This window comes from Couchioplanes caeruleus, assembly GCF_003751945.1.
In the GTDB taxonomy this organism is placed as follows: domain Bacteria; phylum Actinomycetota; class Actinomycetes; order Mycobacteriales; family Micromonosporaceae; genus Actinoplanes; species Actinoplanes caeruleus.
The window spans coordinates 5,401,772-5,419,802 of sequence record NZ_RJKL01000001.1 but is presented as its reverse complement, the minus strand read 5'-3'; the positions used below and the strand labels follow the sequence as shown (position 1 = coordinate 5,419,802).

The following is an 18,031-nucleotide window of genomic DNA, read 5'->3' as shown; positions in this document are numbered from 1 at the left end:
TGGTCGCGCGCCACGAGGGCACGGATGTGAGCCGTCACTGCTGGATCGCCTTCGTCTGCTGGAACTCGTTGAGACCGTGAACACCGAACTCACGGCCGAAGCCTGACTGCTTGTAGCCACCGAACGGCGCGAGCGGGTTGAACGCGCCGCCGTTGATGTCGACCGCCCCGGTGCGCATCCGGCTGGCCACCGCGCGAGCCCGGCCGGGCTCGCCCCAGACGCCGCCGGCGAGGCCGTAGCGGGAGTTGTTCGCGATGCGCACCGCCTCATCGTCGTCGGAGAACGCAATGATCGACAGGACCGGCCCGAAGATCTCTTCCTGGGCCAGCTCACTGTCCGGGTCCACGTCCGCGAAGATGGTGGGCGCCACGAAATACCCCTTCTCCGGCACGGGCGCGCCACCGGCGACGAGCCGGGCCTCCGCACGCGCGATGAAGCCGCGTACCCGGTCGCGCTGCGCCGCCGAGACCAGCGGGCCGAGCCGGGTGGTCTCGTCGAACGGGTCGCCGGCGAGGTAGCCGGCCGCCGCGGACGCGGCCAGTTCGACCGCGGCGTCGTAGTGGGCGCGGTGGACCAGCATGCGGGTCCACGCCGCGCAGGTCTGACCGGAGTTGAGGAACGCGTTGGCGACGCCGACCTTCACCGCCTTCGTCACGTCCGCGTCCTCGAGGATCACGTTGGCGGACTTGCCGCCCAGCTCCAGCGCGACCCGGGCGATGCGGTCTGCGGCCGCGTGCGAGATCGCCCGGCCGGTGGCGGTGGAGCCGGTGAAGGACACCATGTCGACGTGCGGGTGGGCGGCGATCGCGGCGCCGACGACCGGGCCGGTGCCGGGCACGAGGTTCAGGACCCCGGCGGGCAGGCCGATCTCGTCGGCGGCGTCGACGAGAAGGTACGCGACCAGCGGCGTGAGCTCGCTCGGCTTGAGCACCACGGTGCAACCGGCGGCGAGGGCGGCGGCCACCTTGGCGACCACCTGGTGCAGCGGATAGTTCCACGGCGTGATCGCACCGACCACGCCCACGGGCTCGCGGACCACCAGCGAGTTGTTGATCGTCTCCTCCGCGGCGGGCTGGGCGGCCAGGTCCGCGTACCCCCGCAGCACGGTGAGCGGAAGTCCGGTCTGGACCGCCCTCGCGATCTTGAGCGGCGTGCCGAGCTCGAGCCCGACGGTGCGGGCGATGTCGCCCGCCCGGGCGGCGAGCGCCTCGTGCAGCCTGCCGAGGAAGGCGCCGCGCTCGGCCATGGGAGTGGCGGCCCACCCGTCGAAGGCGGCGCGCGCGGCGGCGACGGCCCGGTCCACGTCCTCGGCGGTGCCGGCGGGCACGCGGCCGAGGATCTCCTCGGTCGCCGGGTTCTCCACCGCGATCGTCTCCGCCGACGACGATGCGACCCAGCGGCCGCCGAGGTAGATCATGTCCCGGTTCATCGCTGCACTCCGTTCCGCATGGCCTCGAGGCCGGTGATCACGGTGTCCAGGCCGAGCGCGAACGCCCCTTCGTCGACGCTGCGGCGGTGCTCGGCGAGCAGGTGGGCGTCGCGCAGGTGGGGGTAGCGCTCGGCGTACAACTTCGGGTCCTCGTCGAAGCCCTGGGCGAAGGAGCCGAGCGCCGAACCCTGCACCAGATAGCGCATCAGCGCGCCGATGTGGGTGGCGCGCGCCGGCGGCCAGCCCGCGTCGATGAGGCCGCCGTAGACGGTGTCGGCCATGGCGAGGGCCGCCGGGCGGCGCCCGGGGCCCTGGGCCAGCACCGGAACGATGTTCGGGTGGGCGCACAGCACCGCGTGGTACGAGTTCGCCCAGTGCCGCAGCGCGTCCGCCCACCCGTGCGTGGCGAAGGAAGAGACGTCCACCTGGGCGACCACCGCGTCGGCGACCGCGTCCAGAATCTCGTTCTTGGTGGCGAAATGGTGGTAGAGGGACGGCCCGGCGACGCCGAGCTCCGTGGCGAGTCGGCGCACGGAGACGGCCTCGAGCCCCTCGGCGTCCACGAGAGCGGCCGCCACCTCGACGATCCGCTGCCGGGTGAGCACCGGCTGGCGGGGGCGGGCCATTTCACGCTCCTGCGGCTCTGGACTCCGGAAAACTTACGCCGCTAGTTTTAGCACGTGGACTTTTCACTCAGCGACGAAGAGCGGGCGGTCCGCGACACCGCCCGCCAGTTCATCACCCGCGAGGTCATGCCGCTCGAGCAGGAGGCGCTGCGCCGCGAGCGGGAGCACCGGCCCGGCCTGGACCGCAGCGAGCTGCGCGAGCTCCGACTCAAGGCGAAGAAGTTCGGTTTCTGGGGACTGTCCACTCCGGAGGAGTACGGCGGCATGAACCTGCCCGCCGTCATGCAGTCCCTGATCTGGACCGAGGCCGGCCGCTCGTTCGTCCAGTTCTCGTTCGGCGGCGAGGCGGACAACATCCTTTATCACGCCAACCCCGAGCAGAAGCGGGAGTACCTGATCCCCACCATCGAGGGCGAACGGATTTCCTGCTTCGCGATCACCGAGCCGGGCGCCGGCTCGGACGCCGCGAACATCAAGCTCAGCGCGCGGCAGGACGGCGACGACTGGATCCTCAACGGCGAAAAGACCTTCATCACCAACGGCAACGACGCCGACTTCGTCATCGTGGTCGCGGTGACCGACCGGGAGAAGGGCGTCCGCGGCGGCGGCACCACCGCCTTCCTGGTCGACCGCGACATGGGGTGGCGTTCGGAGTTCATCCAGACCATGGGCGAGGGCGGCCCGGCCGCGCTGGTCTTCGACGACGTCCGGGTGCCTTCGCGCAACATCCTCGGCGAGATCGGTCAGGGCTTCGAGCTCGGCATGAAGTGGATCGGCAAGGGCCGCTACCTGATCCCGTCGCACGCGCTGGGCATCGCCGAGCGGGCGCTCGGCATGGCGATCGACTACGCCAACACCCGCGAGACCTTCGGCCGCCGGATCGGCGAGAACCAGGCCATCCAGTGGATGATCGCGGACTCCGAGGTCGAGCTGGAGGCGGCCCGCTGGCTGACCCTGCGCGCGGCCTGGACGGTCGACCAGGGCGGAGACCCGCGGCACTCGTCCTCGATGGCGAAGCTCTACGGCGCGAACATGGTCAACCACGTGGTGGACCGGGTCCTGCAGATCCACGGCGGCATGGGCTACACCCGCGAGCTGCCCATCGAGCGCTGGTACCGCCAGGTCCGCCTGATGCGCATCTACGAAGGCACCGACGAGATGCAACGCCTGATCATCTCCCGCGATCTGCTGCGGGGATACACCAAAATCGGAGGACACCTGGCATGACCGCTCTGTCGTTGGCCACCATCCTCGCCGAGTCCGCCCGCCGATATCCTGACAAGGTCGCCGTGGTCGACGGCGACACCCGCACCACCTACCGGGACCTCTGGGCGGAATCCCTCGCCTACGCGGCGGGCCTGCAAGAGCTGGGCGTACGGCCCGACGACGCCGTGGCCGTGCTGATTCCCAACATCACCGACTTCCCCCGGGTCTACTACGGCGCGCTCGCCGCCGGCGCGCGCGTCGTGCCGGTGCACCTGCTGCTGACCCCCGAGGAGATGGCCTATGTCCTTCGCGACAGCGGCGCGAGCATTCTCGTGGCGCACTCCAGCCAGCTCCCGACGGCGGCCGCAGCCGCGTTGAAGGCCGGCGTCCGGCTCGTCTCCGTGGGTCCGCTGCCGCCCGATCTGCCGGAGGCCCCGCCACGCCTGGAGAAGGCCGTCGTGGCGGTCCCCAGACTGCCGACCTACGTGTCCCGCGAAGCCGAGGACGTCGCGGTGGTGTTCTACACGAGCGGCACGACCGGGAAACCGAAGGGCGCCCTGCTGACCCACCTCAACCTGGTGATGAACGCGACCGTCAACGTCTTCGACGTCAACGACGTGCGCCACGAGGACGTGGTCCTGGGCTGCCTGCCGCTGTTCCACACCTTCGGCCAGTCCGTGAGCATGAACGGCGCGTTCCGCGTCGGCAACACGCTCGTGCTGCTGCCCCGCTTCACCGGTGAGGCCGCGATCGAGCTGATGGTCAGCGAGCGCGTGACCGCCTTCCACGGCGTACCGACGATGTATGTCGCCCTGCTGGAGGCGGCCGCCAAGGCCGACCGCCTGCCCGATCTGAGGCTCTGCGTCTCCGGCGGCGCCTCCCTCCCGATCGCCGTCCTGGAACGGTTCACCGAGACCTTCGGGGCCACCATCTTCGAGGGGTACGGGCTCTCCGAGACCTCCCCGACCGCGACCGCCAACCAGCCGGCGTTCGGCGCCCGGCCCGGCACCATCGGGCATCCGATCTGGGGCGTCGAGGTGGAGATCGCCCGGGCCAAGGTCGACGACCGCGTCGAGCTGCTGCCCGCCGGGGAGTTGGGCGAGATCGTGGTCCGCGGCCACAACGTCTTCGCCGGCTACCTCAACCGGCCGGAGGAGACCGCCCAGGCCCTGGTCGACGGCTGGTTCCGCAGCGGCGACCTGGGCACCAAGGACGCCGACGGCCGCATCACCATCGTCGACCGCAAGAAGGACCTGGTCATCCGCGGCGGTTTCAACGTCTACCCGCGTGAGGTCGAGGAGGTGCTGGCTCGCCACCCCGCGGTCGTGCAGGTCGCGGTGATCGGGGTGCCGGATGCGGTGCACGGCGAGGAGATCTGCGCGGTCGTGGTGCCGGACCCGGGCGGAGTGACCGCCGAGGAGCTCATCGAGTGGTCCAAGGAGCGGCTGGGCCGGCACAAGTATCCGCGTCAGGTCCGCTTCGTCGAGCAGTTGCCGATGGGCCCGAGCTTCAAGGTGCTCAAACGGGAGCTACGCAAGACGTTCGGCGGCCAGTAGCGCGGGAAGCTCCGCCACGATCGGCTTGTCGGCGGGCAGCCACGGCACGCTGCCGAGCTCGTCGACGGCGAGCCAGCGCATCGCGGTGTGCTCCAGGGCGCGCGGCACGTCGCCGTCCCGGAGCGTGACGGCGAAGACGCGCAGCACGGCGCGGCCGTGCGCCAGCGACACGTCCGGACCGACCCGGGCGCCGACCTCCACGTGGACGCCCAGCTCCTCCACGCATTCGCGGGCGAGGGCCTGGGCGTCGCTCTCCCCGGGCTCGACCTTGCCGCCGGGGAATTCCCAGCGTCCCGCGACCTCGGCGGGCGCGGACCGTTCGCAGGCCAACACCCGGCCGTCCTTGACGATGGCGGCCGCAACGATCACTCTGCGTGACGGCGAGACGCTGACGTGCTGTCCAGGGGGCATGAGCCTAGAGCGTGCCACAAATCTTGACCGAACAGGTTGAACGATGCGTCCCGATCGTCACGAGAACACGGATATGTGGGCGTGGACATCGTTGACGGTGCGGACCACACTGTGGGCACTGACATGACGACATGGCGACAGTTTGGCCACAAGCCGGCAACGACGCCTGGGAGGTGGGCCATGCGGGGCAGGAAGACACGGGGCGCCCGCCCCGATTACCTGACCGACGCACTCGCGGTGCTGGGCGGCTGGACCCGGGACGGAGTCCAGCTCAAACGGGTTCTGCCCTGCGACGACAGTCAGCACGCCGCCCTGACCGAGCGGATAAAGGTCGCCGCCGACACCCTGCGCCTGCGGCCGCGCATACAGCGCGCGGATGGTCACACCCAGATCCTGCTCGGCGCGTCGGACGGCGGCGCCATCACCGACGGTGAGGTCACCCTGGCCGCCCGGATCGAGGACGCCTACCGCACGGTCGTCGGGCCACGGTAGCGCCGGCTCGCTAGCCTCGGCAGCATGACGGCTCCGGTCTACGACAGCAAGGGTCAGTACCAGCAGGTCGCGTCCGGCCTCCTCGAGGGTGAACAGATCATCGCGGTCTACGACGCGGTCGGCGTCGGCACCGGCTTCATCGGCCTGACCGACCGTCGAGTGATCATCCAGGACAAGTCCTTCGTCGGCAAGCGCTTCGCGATCACGAGCATTCCGTATTCGAAGATCAGCAGCGTGAGCGTGGTCAGCAACAAGAGCTGGGCCGGGCAGTACTTCTCCACCGGCACCATCGCGATCACCGTCGGCCAGCATGTGTACGAGGTCGAGTTCCGCGGCTCGGACAAGACCCACCACGTCCACAACGTAATCCTGCATTACGCCGCCTGAGCGCCACTTTTGTCGCCATGAACGAAAGTTCATCCGTGGTGACCTAAAGCGTGGACAGCACTGTGAGAAGTGTTTAGCGTGCCCCCATGCCCGCAAGACATTCATACATTCAAGACTTCGATCGGTCGCCGTGGTGGCCGTGACGGCGGCGGCCCTGCTCACCGCCGTGTCGGCCCCCGCGCGGGCCCACGACATCGACCCCGACGACTACCAGCAAGTGACCCTCGCCAAGGGCGTCGCCGAGGTCGGCGAGCCGATGGCGATCGCCGTCCTGCCCGACCGCTCCGTGCTGCACACCGCACGCAACGGGACGCTGCGGCGTACGGACGCGAACGGCACCACGACCGTCGTCGGCACGGTCGCCGTCTACAGCCACGACGAGGAAGGGCTGCAGGGCGTCGGCGTCGACCCGGGCTTCGGCACCAACCGGCACATCTACCTCTACTACGCGCCGCCGCTCGCCACGCCCTCCGGCGACGCCCCGGCCACCGGCACCACCTGGACTTCCTGGCACGGCGTCAACCGGCTGTCGCGGTTCACGCTCAACGCCGACTTCAGCCTCAACCCGGCCAGCAAGGTGGACGTCCTCGACGTGCCGGCCGACCGCGGCCTCTGCTGCCACGTCGGCGGCGACATCGACTTCGACGCGGCGGGCAACCTCTACCTGTCCACCGGCGACGACGCCAACCCGTTCGACTCCGCCGGCTACTCGCCGCTCGACGAACGGACCAACCGCAATCCCGGCTACGACGCACAGCGCAGCGCCGGCAACACCAACGATCTGCGCGGCAAGGTACTGCGGATCAAGGTGAACGGCAACGGGTCGTACTCGATCCCTGCCGGCAACCTGTTCCCGCCAGGCACCCCGCTGACCCGCCCCGAGATCTACGCGATGGGCTTCCGCAACCCGTTCCGGATGAGCGTCGACCGGGCGACCGGCATCGTCTACCTCGGCGACTACGGCCCGGACGCGGGCGCCACCAATCCCGCGCGAGGTCCGGGCGGCCAGGTGGAGTTCAACCGGATCACCAGTCCGGGCAACTACGGCTGGCCGTACTGCACCGGCACCAACACCCCCACCGAGACCTACAACGAGTGGAACTTCGCCACCAACAGCACCGGACCGAAGTACGACTGCGCCGCCGGGCCGGTCAACAACTCGTTCCGCAACACCGGCCAGAGCAAGCTGCCGCCGGCCCGTCCGGCCTGGATCAGATACGGCGGCGACGCCGGCTCCCCGCCCGAGTTCGGCAGCGGCTCCGAGTCCCCGATGGGCGGCCCGGTCTACCGCTTCGATGCGAACCTCGCCTCGCCGACGAAGTTCCCGGCCTCCCTCGACGGGCACTTCTTCGCCGGCGAACTGGGCCGCGGCTGGATCAAGCCGATCCACGTCGGCGCGGACGGCTCGGTGGGCGAGATCGCCGCGTTCCCCTGGGTGGGCAAGCAGGTCATGGACATGGCCTTCGGCCCGGAGGGCGCGCTGTACGTCCTCGACTACGGCACCGGCTACTTCGCCGGCGACGAGAACTCCGCGCTCTACCGCTTCGACTACCTCACCGGGGCCAACCGGGCACCGACCGCGGTGGCCGGCGCCGATCGGACCTCCGGGCAGCCACCGCTGACCGTCACGTTCTCCTCGGCGGGCTCCTCGGATCCGGAGGGCGGGGCGCTGACGTACTCCTGGGCCTTCGGCGACGGCACCACCTCGACCGCGGCCAACCCGACGAAGACGTACACCCGCACCGGCACCTTCGCCGCGACGCTGACGGTGACCGACGCCGAGGGCCTCACCGGCACCGCGACCGTGACGGTCACGGTCGGCAACACCGCCCCGACGGTACGCATCATCGACCCGCCCGCCGGTTCCCTGTTCGCCTACGGCGACTCGGTCCCGTTCACCGTTGCGGTCACCGACCCGGAGGACCCGTCGATCGATTGCGCGAAGGTCACGATGACCTACGTCCTGGGCCACGACAACCACGGCCACCAGATCACCTCGCGCACCGGCTGTACCGGCGCGATCCCGATTCCGGTCGACGGTGAACACGACTCCGCGGCGAACATCTTCGCGGTCTTCGACGCCGGGTACACCGACGGCGGCGGCCTGACCACGCACACCCAGCACATCCTCCAGCCCCGGCATCGCCAGGCCGAGCACTACAAGGCGGCCTCGGGCATCACCCCGATCACCAAGACGCAGGCCGAGGGCGGCAAGACCGTCGGCAACATCCACAACGGCGACTGGATCGCGTTCGAGCCGTACCGGCTGGACAAGGCCGTCTCCTTCACCGCCCGGGTCTCCTCCGGCGGCGCCGGCGGCATCCTGCAACTTCGGATGGGCTCGCCGACCGGCACCGTGCTCGGCTCGGCGGCGATCCCGGTGACCGGGAGCTGGGAAACGTTCACCGAGGTGACCGGGGCGATCAGCGGCGCACCGCCGGCGGGTGGCACGCTCTACCTGACCTTCTCCGGCGGCGCCGGCGCCTTGTTCGACGTGGACGCCTTCACCCTCGACGGCGCCGGCACGGCACGCACGGGAGCGATCCGGGGCCTGGCCGGCAAGTGCCTGGACGTGGCGGGCGGCTCCCCGGCCGACGGCACGAAGATCCAGCTCTACACGTGCAACGGCACCGCGGCGCAGACCTGGACGGTCAGCCCGGAGAGCACGATCAAGGCCCTCGGCAAGTGCCTCGACGTCGCCGGAGGCGGCACCGCGAACGGCACCAGGGCCCAACTCCACACGTGCAACGGCACCGGCGCCCAGGCCTGGTCGGCGCGGACCGACGGCACGATCCGCAACCCGCAGTCGGGGCGCTGCCTCGACGTCTCCGCGAACAATCCCGCCGACGGCCAGCAGATCCACATCTGGGACTGCCACGGCGCGGCCAACCAGAAGTGGGTGCTGCCATGATCGGCAAACTGCTCGCCGCCCTGCTCCTGATCCCGGCACCGGTGGTGGCCGCCGACGATCCGTACGACGTGCTGGTCTTCTCCCGGACGACCGGCTTCCGGCACGACTCCATCGCAGCCGGCACCCAGGCCGTCCGCGACCTCGGCGCCCAGCACGGCTTCTCGGTCACCGCGACCGAGGACCCGGCCGTTTTCACCACAGCCGGCCTCGCCGGGTACGAGGCGGTCGTCTTCCTCAACACCACCGGCGACGTCCTCGACGCCGGGCAGCAGGCCGCCTTCGAGAGCTACATCCGCGGCGGAGGCGGGTACGCGGGCGTGCACGCCGCCGCCGACACGGAGTACGACTGGCCCTTCTACGGCGAGCTCGTCGGCGCCTGGTTCGCCTCCCACCCGGCGATCCAATCCGCCACCGTGGTGCTCGAGGACCGGGCGCACGCGGCGACCGCCCACCTGCCGCAGCGCTGGAACCGCACCGACGAGTGGTACGACTACCGCACCAACGCCCGCTCGACCGCGCACGTGCTGGCCACGCTCGACGAGAGCACGTACTCCGGCGGCCGGATGGGCGCCGACCACCCGCACGCGTGGTGCAAGACGCTCGACGCCGGCCGCTCCTTCTACACCGGCGGCGGGCACACGCGAGAGTCGTACGCCGATCCCGCCTTCCGCGCCCACCTGCTCGGCGGCATCCGGTACGCGGCCGGACAGGCTCACGCCGACTGCCGCCCCGAGACGGGCTACTCGAAGCTCTACGACGGCGCGACGACCGGCTGGTCCCAGGCCGGCCCGGGCGGCTTCACCAACGCGGACGCGACCCTGACCTCCACCGGCGGCATGGGCCTGTTCTGGTACAGCGCCGCGCAGTTCACGAGCTACTCGCTCAAGCTCGACTGGAAGACGGCCGGCGACGACAACTCCGGCGTCTTCCTCGGCTTCCCGCCGTCGAACGACCCGTGGTCCGCGGTGAACAACGGCTATGAGGTGCAGATCGACGCCACCGACGCACCCGACCGCACCACCGGCGCGGTCTACGGTTTCAAGTCGGCCGACCTCGCCGCCCGCGACGCCGCACTGAACCCGTCCGGCGAGTGGAACACCTTCGAGCTCCTGGTCGAGGGCGAACGCCTGCAAATCTTCCTCAACGGCCGAAAGATCAACGACTTCACCAACACCGACCCGGCGCGCTCCCTGGCCGGACACATCGGCCTGCAGAACCACGGTGCGGGCGACGACGTGTCCTTCCGCAACGTCCGCGTCAGGGAGCTCGGCGGCCCGAACCCCCCGCGCACCGGACCCGTCGTCGGCCTGGCCGGCAAGTGCCTCGACGTCGCCGGCGCGGGTACGGCCGACGGCACGAAGGTCCAGCTCTACACGTGCAACCAGACCAACGCGCAGAATTGGACCGTCACGTCCGGCGGAGACATCAAGGCGCTGGGCAAGTGCCTGGACGTCGCCGGCGGCGGCACGGCCAACGGCACCCGGGCGCAACTGTGGACGTGCAACGGCACCGGCGCCCAGACCTGGGCGCCGCAGCCGGACGGCACGATCCGCAACCCGCAGTCCGGCCGCTGCCTCGACGTCAGCGCCAACCGCCCGGTCAACGGTCAGCAGATCCACATCTGGGACTGCCACGGCGGCGCCAACCAGCGGTGGACGCTCCCCTAGCTAGTACTTCAGCACGCGGGTGGGCAGCGGCGTCTCGACGACCGAGCCGTCCGCTGCCCGCTTCAGCTCGTAGCCCAGCGGACCCTCCTTGTCGGCCACCACCTCGGCGAGCCGGGTGCCGCGATAGACAAGGCCGGCGCCGTCGTCGGTCGCGTACCCGTCGGGCAGCGTCCCGTCGCCGATCAGCTTGTGCATCATCGGGCGGCGCTGCTCCTCGGCGTCGTAGTGCACCCCGTTGCTGTACGGCAGCCAGCCCAGCCCGTCGGTGAACCCGCGCAGCTTCAGCCCATAGCTGTCCGTGCTGCCGCCGGCATGCCAGCAGATCGAGCCCGCCGAGACGCCACCGAGCACCACACCCGCCTGCCACGCCTCGTGCAGGATCTCCTCGAGGCCGTGCACCCGCCAGACTGCGCAGAGGTTGGCGACGCTGCCGCCGTTGACCCAGATGACGTCCTGGTCCAGCAGGTGCGCGCGGATGTCCTCGTGGTTGGGCATCGGGAAGAGCTGCAGATGCGACGCCCGGTAACCGGTCTTCGCGAAGGCCGCATACGTGGCACCGATCCAGTTCTCCGGGTCGCCGATGGCCTGGTGCAGGAAACAGAACCTGGCGTCCGGACCGGCGTTCGCCAGCTCGGCGGCGAAGTGATGGATCGGGCCGGGGCGCAGGTCGAAGAGTCCGTGCGCGCCCCGCTCGAAGCCGGCGCTGGTGGCGAGAATGGTGGGTTCATCGGCGGTCATCGCGACATCATGGCGCACGCGTCGGCGGTCTCCAGAATGAGGTCCGTGGCCGCGTCGAGGGCCGCCGACAACTGCAGCGGATCGGCGGCCACCCGGGCGAAGAGCGCGTCGACCCGCTCCCGGAACCGCTCGGGCGCGCCGGGCAGCGCCGCCGCCGCGGCCACCGCGCCCTTCTCGTTGACGAGCCACCGCCCGGCCGCGCCGTGCAGGGCGTGGGCGCAGACGCCGACGATGCGGAAGAGGCAGCCGGCGACGTAGGCCGAGTCGCCACGCGACACCGCCTTGCGCGCCACGCCGATCAGGAAGTCGGCCTCCCAGAGGCCCTTCACCAGCGCTTCGCGCAGCGCCGGCGGGACGGTCCGGGTGCGCGCCCGCAGCGCGGCCAGCTCGCCGGACGGGTCGGCCAGGATCACACCCAGGGCCACTTCCCCGGCGTACGCGAAATCCGCGACGCCGAGCGGGTGCCCGGCCTGGGTGTGGAACGCGTACCGACCGCGCTCGGCCTCCTCCGCCGCCCGGGCGACCCGGTCGAGGTCGCGGTAGATCCAGTCCACGGCGGCGCCGTCCACGGTGAGCCACCCGCCGCCGTCCACCCACGGCCCCCACTCACCGGGCGCGGTGACCTTGGCGTGGGGGCCGGCCACCTCGCGGGCGAGGGCGTTGAGCGCGGCGACGTCGAGCGGAGGACGGTAGTAGAGCCCGAGGTCCGTATCGGAGTCGGGAGTGTGCGTGCCCCGCGCGCGGCTGCCGCCGAGCAGGACGCCGGCGACTCCCGGCACCGCCACCAGACGCTCCGCCAGCTCGTACAGTCGCGCATCGCTCAAGGCCACGCCGCCATCCTCCCGTCGTCAGGTCCTCCCCGGGCTCTCGGCCTCCGGCTTCTCGGCCGGCGCGGGCCCCTCGTCGCAGGGCAGCGTCAGGTCCAGGGCGTTCAGGTCCTCCGCACTGAGCAGACCCAGATGCTGATCGAGGAGATTCTCCTCCTCGGGCATCGTCTCGTCGCTGCACACGGCGGCGCGTCCGGCCGGCGTGCATTCACCCCGGTCGTCCCCGCACCAGCGGTCCCGATCCCGGTCCCGGTCGCGGTCACGGCCGTCGTGGCCGTCCCCGGGGGCCTGCCGGTTGCCGAACGCGATCACCCGATGCTGGGGTTCGCGGGTGACGGTCGAGGCGACCAGCCGCCGCGCGGTCTCCTTCGTGCCGGTGTAGGTCACCTCGTAGTGCAGCACCCGCTCCCCCGGCACGCCCCGGGTCTGCACCCGCTTGCTGCCGCGCGGCAACGACGGGTCCCGGACCAGCATGGTCTGGAACGGGATGGTGTGCGTCTCCGAGACCCGCTCGGTGCGGACCACCGGCCCGGCCGCCGCCGTGCGAGCGGCGTGCTTCGCCGGGGACTTCGCGACCGGCGCGTGGGCTGCCCGGCGTGGGGCGCGCGTGGCCGTACGGTCCGCCTCGCCCGGAGCGGACCGGTCGTCGCCGACGGCCGCCTTGTCGCCGGCCTGCCCGGCGAGGCCGGCCGGCACGGCCGGCGGCTGGGCCGGCGGCTTCGGCGGTGCGGCGGCCACGGCCTCCTGCTTGACGGCGGTGACCGCGCGGGCCTGCTCATCGCCGGTCATGGCGGCCACTCCACCTGCCGTGCCGGCGACCAGGGCGAGCACGCCCAGGCCGGCCGAGGTCATCCGGACGCCGAACGGCAGGCGCGCCCAGAATGACTTTCGCGGCATTTCAAGTAGATGCTGCCAGGAATCACTAGATGTCTGGTTTAGCACCCCAGCATTGTGCGGCCGACGACGCGCCGCGCCAGCGTCACCGCCGCACCCGAAAGGATGACCGCCCGCCGCACCGACGGGTATGCGACACCGAGCCGCCGCTCGTCGCCTTCCCCTCGACGACGAGCGGAGGAGACGATGCGACATCACCTCACCCATGAGGCACCGACGTCCCGAGTGGTCGGGCGATCGCAGGATCGCCCGACCACTCGCCGTCTGAGGCGGGCTCCGGCTGGAGGCCACGGGCCGTGGGCGCGTGCTCGTCCGCGGCCCCGCCGGAGCCCTGGCGGGGCGGCCATGACGGACCTGACACCCGTGCAGCGCCCGGTGGCGCTCGTGGACCTCAACCTCGACCTGGGCCCGGTCGGCACCCTGCTGGCCGACGAATAGACCGAGTGCCGGCCTTCCCACCGGGAAGGGCTGGAGCCGTCCCGCCGAGGCTGCTAGCAGTTGGGCACGATCTTGAAGGTGTAGCCCATGCTCTTCAGCTTCGGGAGGATCCGCTTCAGTGCCGCCAGGGAGTCGCGCTGGGAGTCTCCGCCGTCGTGCATCAGGACGTTCGAGCCGTTGTGCACGTTCCGGATGACCCGCTGGTAGATGGCGGTCGAGGTCTGAGAGTTCTCCCAGTCGCGGCTGTCCACGTCCCACAGCACCGTCTTGAGGCCGACCTCCTTCGTCCAGCGCCGCACCGACGTGTTGGTGGCACCGTACGGCGGGCGCATGCAGGCGCTCTTGTATCGACCGAGGGCGCTCTGGGTGCGCGTGAGCTGGCTCTTCACCGAGGACTTGCTGAGCTTGGTCAGGTTGGCGTGGCTCCACGTGTGGTTGGCGAGCAGGTGCCCCTCGCGGTGGATGCGAGCGCTGAGCTTCGCGTGCGCCTTGGCGTTCTGGCCGGTGGTGAAGAACGTCGCCTTGGCGTTGTACTTCTTGAGCACGTCGAGATACCGGGGCGTCCAGGTGCTGGACGGTCCGTCGTCGAAGGTGAGATAGACCGTGCGGGGCGCGGCTGCCGCCCGCGCGGACGGCGCCGGGGCGGACGATGCCGGGGCGCCTTGCGCGGGAGAAGCGACGACCAGGAGCCCGCAGGCGAGCGACATCGTGCTCAGCATGGCGGCGATACGGCGCATTCTTGCTCCTCGTTCTCCGAGCCGGTCGAACCCAGCCTCGGGAACGCTACGTAATGATTTGCCCTTTCCATAGCGGAGCGTGACTGCAATGACCGTTCGGCCAGGCACCTATACCGAGAGAACTCAGGCGGTCATTACTTTAGGTAGTGGCACCGATGCACGGAACGCAACGGTCACGGTCACCACACCCAGCGCGGTGGCGAACGTGAACGGCCCGGCGAAGGGTGCGATCGCGAACAGCAATCCCGCCACCGCCAGCGAGGCGCTCCCGCCCACCGCGTCCGCGATGCTCTTCGCCGCCGTGTTGAAGCCCGCCTCGTCCGGCGCCGAGCCGGCCAGGACCAGCTCGCTGATCCGCGGATAGAGCGTGCCCATCCCGGCGCCCGCCGCGAACCAGCCCAGCGCCGCGACAGCAGGGTGCAGACGCCACAGCACCGTCGCCAGCTCGACCGATGCGCCGCTCGCCAGCAGCAGGGCACCCACGCGCAGGGCCGTGGCCGCGGCGGCACGTTCGCCGAGCCGGGCCTGGACGGCCGACGCCAGCGCCCAGGCCACCGCCCCGCTGGTCAGGGTGATGCCGGAGAGCCAGGTCGGCAGGCCGTACCGGTCGTGCAGCAGCAGCGGCAGGTAGACCTCCGTACCGAAGAAGACGCCTCCCGCGGTCGCGCAGAGAGCGACCGCCGCGGGCAGGCCCGGGCGCAGCCGATAGGTGCCCGAGGGCACCAGGCGGCGCAGCGCGAGCGCCATCACCGCGAGGACCGCCGGAGCGACCAGCCAGGCGACATGCCGGTCGATCCCGTCGAGCGAGCTGAGGGCGACCACGGTGGCGGCCACGACCGCGGCCTGGGCGATGCGGCGGATGTCCCCCGGTGAGACCGGGAGCCGGTCCGCGGGTGGGCGGTCGCGCCCGCGCAGGGCCGGCACCATCAGAGCGGTCGCCGCCGCGACCAGAAGGACCACGCCGAGGAAGACCCAGTGCCAGCTCCACACGTCGGTCACGAGACCGGCCGCGAAGGGTCCGATCATCGACGGTACGACCCACGCCGACGCGAACGCACCGAAGAGCTTGATGTGCAGGGCGGGCGGGTAGACCTGGGCGACCAGGACGTAGAGCGCGACCGTCTCACCGCCGGCGCCCACGCCCTGCAGGAAGCGGCCGGCGGCGAAGGCCGGCATGGTGGTGGCCGTGCCCGCGACCAGCAGGCCCGCCACGAAGAGCGACGTCGCGACGAGCAGCGGCACGGCGGGCCCGCGCCGGTCGGCCCACGAGCCGATCGCGACCATGCCGACCACGCCGGCGGCCAGAGTGGACGAGAAGGCGAGCGCGTACAGGCTGCGCCCGTTCAGGTCGGCGGTGACCGCCGGCATGATCGTCGTGACGGCCAGGGATTCGAAGGCGGCGAGGAAGACCGAGCTCCAGGCGCCGACGGTGGTCAGGGCGTAGGGCCGCCGCAGGATTCCTGTCACCGTCGCAACCTAGGACCTCCACCATGGTTGAGGTCAACGGCTTCGGCGGGCCTCCCGAGCGCGGATCAGGTCGGGGGCCAGGGCCACTCCGAACGAGATCAATCCCATGCGGACGGCCAAGGCACGGTACGGATGCGCGTGGCCGTCACGGATCAGGGCGGCGAGCCAGCGCTTCTCCAGCCGGTGCCCGGCCACCATCACCGCGACGGATACGGCGACGCCGGCGCCGATGCCGATCAGCTTGGCCTTGCTGATCACCTCCGGCGAGACCGGTTCCTCCTCGGTGTCGCTGTCATCGGCGCCGGGGAGGGCGGGGGCCGGAAACACCCTTTCCCGGATCGCGTAGGCGCCGGCCGCCGTCGCCACCGTGCCCACCCGGGCCAGTCGCCGTTTCGCCGGTGACAGCTCGCCGGCGGCGACCCACACGCCGGTCATGAGTCCTTGCAGTGCCGCCGAGCCCGTGGCTTCTCCGTAGGAATTCATGGTCCGACCGTACAAATCGTGATCTACCTCAGACGGCCCGGAGCGCCGGGAAGACCGTGCCGGCGATGGCGGCGCCGACGATCGCGCCGGCTATCACCTGAGGGGTGGTGTGGGCCGCGAGACGCACCCGGGCCCAGCATGCCAGCAGGGCGAAGGGCACGGTGAGCAACGCCGCCGGGCCGTAGACGGCGGTCAGCGTCGCCGCCGTGCCCGCGGCCACTCCGGCGTGGATGGACATCTTCCACCAGTGGGTCACCGCGGTGAACACGAGCAGGCCGGTGCCGCCCGCCGCCATCAGGGCGAGCACATCCCGGGGCGCGCCGAGCAGGACGAGGGCCACCAGGCCGACCGCCACCGAGGCGATGCCGAACAGCAGAGGAACCCGGCGGTGTTCCCGTTCCGGGATGTGGTGGTTGGTCAGGCGGCCGGTGCGTACGCCGCGGAGCACGTACGCCAGGGGGATGCCCGCCGCGAACAGCGCGCCGGGCAGGCCCCACCAGCGGGAGACGCCGGCGGTCTCGCCGGCGTGCCAGCCGACCACCAGCAGCAGACCGGCCACCAGGACCGCCGGGGCGAAGATCTCGGAGGCGATCCGGGCGGCGCGGTCGGCGGTCACCCGTTGATCATCGCAAGCGCCTTCGACAGGTCCGTCCACAGGTCGTCCACATCCTCGAGACCCACGGACATGCGCAGCAACTGGTCGCTGATGCCGCCGTCGGCCCGGGACTCGGGGTCGACCACCTGGTGGGTCAGCGAGGCCGGGTGCTGGATGAGGCTGTCGACGCTGCCCAGGCTCACCGCGGGAGTGATCAGCCGGACCGCGCCGACCACCTCGTGCGGGTCGCCGGTGACCTCGAAGGAGACGAGCGCCCCGAAGCCGGGGTAGTGCACCTTCGTCACGGCCGGGTGGTCGGCGAGCCGCTCGGCGAGCGCCGCGGCCGTCCGGGAGGACGCCTGCATCCGTACGGGAAGGGTCGACAGCCCCCGCAGCAGCAGGTAGCCGGCGAGCGGGTGCAGAATCCCTCCGGTCGCGAAGCGGATCTGGCGCAGGCGCCGCGCGAAGTCGTCCGACGTCGCGATCACGCCGCCGAGCACGTCGCCGTGGCCGCCGAGGAACTTGGTCGCGCTGTGCAGCACGATGCTGGCGCCGGACTCGGCCGGCCGCTGCAGCACCGGCGTCGCGAACGTGTTGTCGACCAGCAGGGGGACGTCGCCGCAGGCGTCGGCCAGCTTGCGCAGGTCCACCGTGGCGAGCGTCGGGTTGGCCGGGGTCTCGACGATGACCAGGCCGGTGTCCTCGCGCAGCGACTCGCGCACCGTGTCCGGCGTCGCCCAGGTGACGGACGTGCCGAGCAGACCGGTGGTGAGCACGTGGTCCGAGCCGCCGTACAGCGGTCGGACGGCCACCACGTGCGGGGTGCCCGCCGCGGCGACGGCGAGCAGGCACGCGGAGAGCGCGGCCATGCCGCTGGCGAAGGCGACGCCGGCCGCGCAGCCTTCGAGCTCGGCCAGGGCCTGCTCGAAGCGCGCCACGGTCGGGTTGCCGATCCGGCCGTAGACCGGCAGACCGGGGATGTCGGCGCCGGTGCCGAGCTCGTGGAGGCGCTCCGCCTCCGCACGGGTGTCGCGGGCCGGGTAGGTCGTGGACAGATCCAGGGGTACGGCGTGCAGCCCCTGCGCGACCAGGTCGTCGCGTCCGGCATGCACCGCGCGGGTGGTGAGCTCCATGCGCTGAGTGTCGGGCCGAGTGCGAGACATCGGT

General features: G+C 71.3%; 17 protein-coding genes. 6 read left to right on the top strand and 11 right to left on the bottom strand.

From position 1 onward, the window contains the following. Positions 1-34 precede the first annotated feature (34 nt). Positions 35-1,429 (bottom strand): aldehyde dehydrogenase family protein, encoded by a 1,395-nt coding sequence (locus tag EDD30_RS24195; RefSeq protein WP_071806456.1) that lies wholly within the window; start codon positions 1,427-1,429, stop codon positions 35-37. Beyond that, positions 1,426-2,055 (bottom strand): TetR/AcrR family transcriptional regulator, encoded by a 630-nt coding sequence (locus tag EDD30_RS24190; protein WP_071806455.1) that lies wholly within the window; start codon positions 2,053-2,055, stop codon positions 1,426-1,428. Before EDD30_RS24190 ends, EDD30_RS24195 begins: the two co-directional genes overlap by 4 nt. 54 nt (positions 2,056-2,109) lie before the next feature. Here EDD30_RS24190 and EDD30_RS24185 point away from each other — a divergent pair, with 54 nt between their 5' ends. Together EDD30_RS24185 and EDD30_RS24180 are read left to right on the top strand one after the other, a co-directional pair. Beyond that, positions 2,110-3,282, top strand: coding sequence for an acyl-CoA dehydrogenase family protein (locus EDD30_RS24185; protein ID WP_071806454.1), 1,173 nt, complete (start codon positions 2,110-2,112; stop codon positions 3,280-3,282). Then, positions 3,279-4,817 (top strand): long-chain-fatty-acid--CoA ligase, encoded by a 1,539-nt coding sequence (locus EDD30_RS24180; protein WP_071806453.1) that lies wholly within the window; start codon positions 3,279-3,281, stop codon positions 4,815-4,817. Before EDD30_RS24185 ends, EDD30_RS24180 begins: the two co-directional genes overlap by 4 nt. Here EDD30_RS24180 and EDD30_RS24175 read toward each other — a convergent pair. After that, on the bottom strand, positions 4,791-5,228 hold the full coding sequence (locus EDD30_RS24175; protein WP_211277840.1) for a (deoxy)nucleoside triphosphate pyrophosphohydrolase: 438 nt from the start codon (positions 5,226-5,228) through the stop codon (positions 4,791-4,793). The two genes, EDD30_RS24180 and EDD30_RS24175, sit on opposite strands and share 27 nt — an antisense overlap. A 180-nt stretch (positions 5,229-5,408) precedes the next feature. Between EDD30_RS24175 and EDD30_RS24170 the strand changes: the two genes are divergently transcribed. The 4 genes from EDD30_RS24170 (at position 5,409) to EDD30_RS24155 (ending at position 10,685) form a co-directional block, all read left to right on the top strand. Next, entirely contained in the window at positions 5,409-5,720 is a 312-nt protein-coding gene (locus EDD30_RS24170) for a 4a-hydroxytetrahydrobiopterin dehydratase (protein WP_071806451.1), read from the top strand. 24 nt (positions 5,721-5,744) lie between these two features. Then, on the top strand, positions 5,745-6,107 hold the full coding sequence (locus EDD30_RS24165) for a PH domain-containing protein (protein WP_071806450.1): 363 nt from the start codon (positions 5,745-5,747) through the stop codon (positions 6,105-6,107). A 130-nt stretch (positions 6,108-6,237) separates the two neighbouring features. After that, complete coding sequence (locus EDD30_RS24160; RefSeq protein WP_244945384.1) at positions 6,238-9,018, top strand: PQQ-dependent sugar dehydrogenase; 2,781 nt, start codon at positions 6,238-6,240, stop codon at positions 9,016-9,018. Further along, on the top strand, positions 9,015-10,685 hold the full coding sequence (locus EDD30_RS24155) for a ThuA domain-containing protein (protein WP_071806448.1): 1,671 nt from the start codon (positions 9,015-9,017) through the stop codon (positions 10,683-10,685). The genes EDD30_RS24160 and EDD30_RS24155 overlap by 4 nt, the downstream gene beginning before the upstream one ends. Here EDD30_RS24155 and EDD30_RS24150 read toward each other — a convergent pair whose 3' ends face one another. The 8 genes from EDD30_RS24150 to EDD30_RS24115 form a co-directional block, all read right to left on the bottom strand. Next, on the bottom strand, positions 10,686-11,423 hold the full coding sequence (locus EDD30_RS24150) for a Type 1 glutamine amidotransferase-like domain-containing protein (RefSeq protein ID WP_071806447.1): 738 nt from the start codon (positions 11,421-11,423) through the stop codon (positions 10,686-10,688). Next, positions 11,420-12,253: a nucleotidyltransferase domain-containing protein gene (locus EDD30_RS24145; RefSeq protein ID WP_071806446.1), complete on the bottom strand. Its 834-nt coding sequence runs from the start codon at positions 12,251-12,253 to the stop codon at positions 11,420-11,422. Before EDD30_RS24145 ends, EDD30_RS24150 begins: the two co-directional genes overlap by 4 nt. A gap of 18 nt (positions 12,254-12,271) precedes the next feature. Further along, positions 12,272-13,147 carry a G5 domain-containing protein gene (locus EDD30_RS24140; protein WP_123678483.1) on the bottom strand — a complete coding sequence of 292 codons (876 nt, stop codon included), beginning with the start codon at positions 13,145-13,147 and terminating at the stop codon, positions 12,272-12,274. Between the two features lie 488 nt (positions 13,148-13,635). Next, positions 13,636-14,319, bottom strand: a complete 684-nt coding sequence (locus EDD30_RS24135; protein WP_084556975.1) for a polysaccharide deacetylase family protein — start codon at positions 14,317-14,319, stop codon at positions 13,636-13,638. 123 nt (positions 14,320-14,442) lie between these two features. After that, positions 14,443-15,786, bottom strand: a complete 1,344-nt coding sequence (locus EDD30_RS24130; protein ID WP_123678482.1) for an MFS transporter — start codon at positions 15,784-15,786, stop codon at positions 14,443-14,445. Between the two features lie 33 nt (positions 15,787-15,819). Beyond that, complete coding sequence (locus EDD30_RS24125) at positions 15,820-16,269, bottom strand: hypothetical protein (protein WP_143162835.1); 450 nt, start codon at positions 16,267-16,269, stop codon at positions 15,820-15,822. A gap of 28 nt (positions 16,270-16,297) precedes the next feature. After that, positions 16,298-16,885, bottom strand: coding sequence for a phosphoesterase PA-phosphatase (locus EDD30_RS24120; RefSeq protein WP_071807440.1), 588 nt, complete (start codon positions 16,883-16,885; stop codon positions 16,298-16,300). Next, positions 16,882-17,997, bottom strand: a complete 1,116-nt coding sequence (locus EDD30_RS24115) for a trans-sulfuration enzyme family protein (RefSeq protein ID WP_071807441.1) — start codon at positions 17,995-17,997, stop codon at positions 16,882-16,884. Before EDD30_RS24115 ends, EDD30_RS24120 begins: the two co-directional genes overlap by 4 nt. Positions 17,998-18,031: the final 34 nt, after the last annotated feature.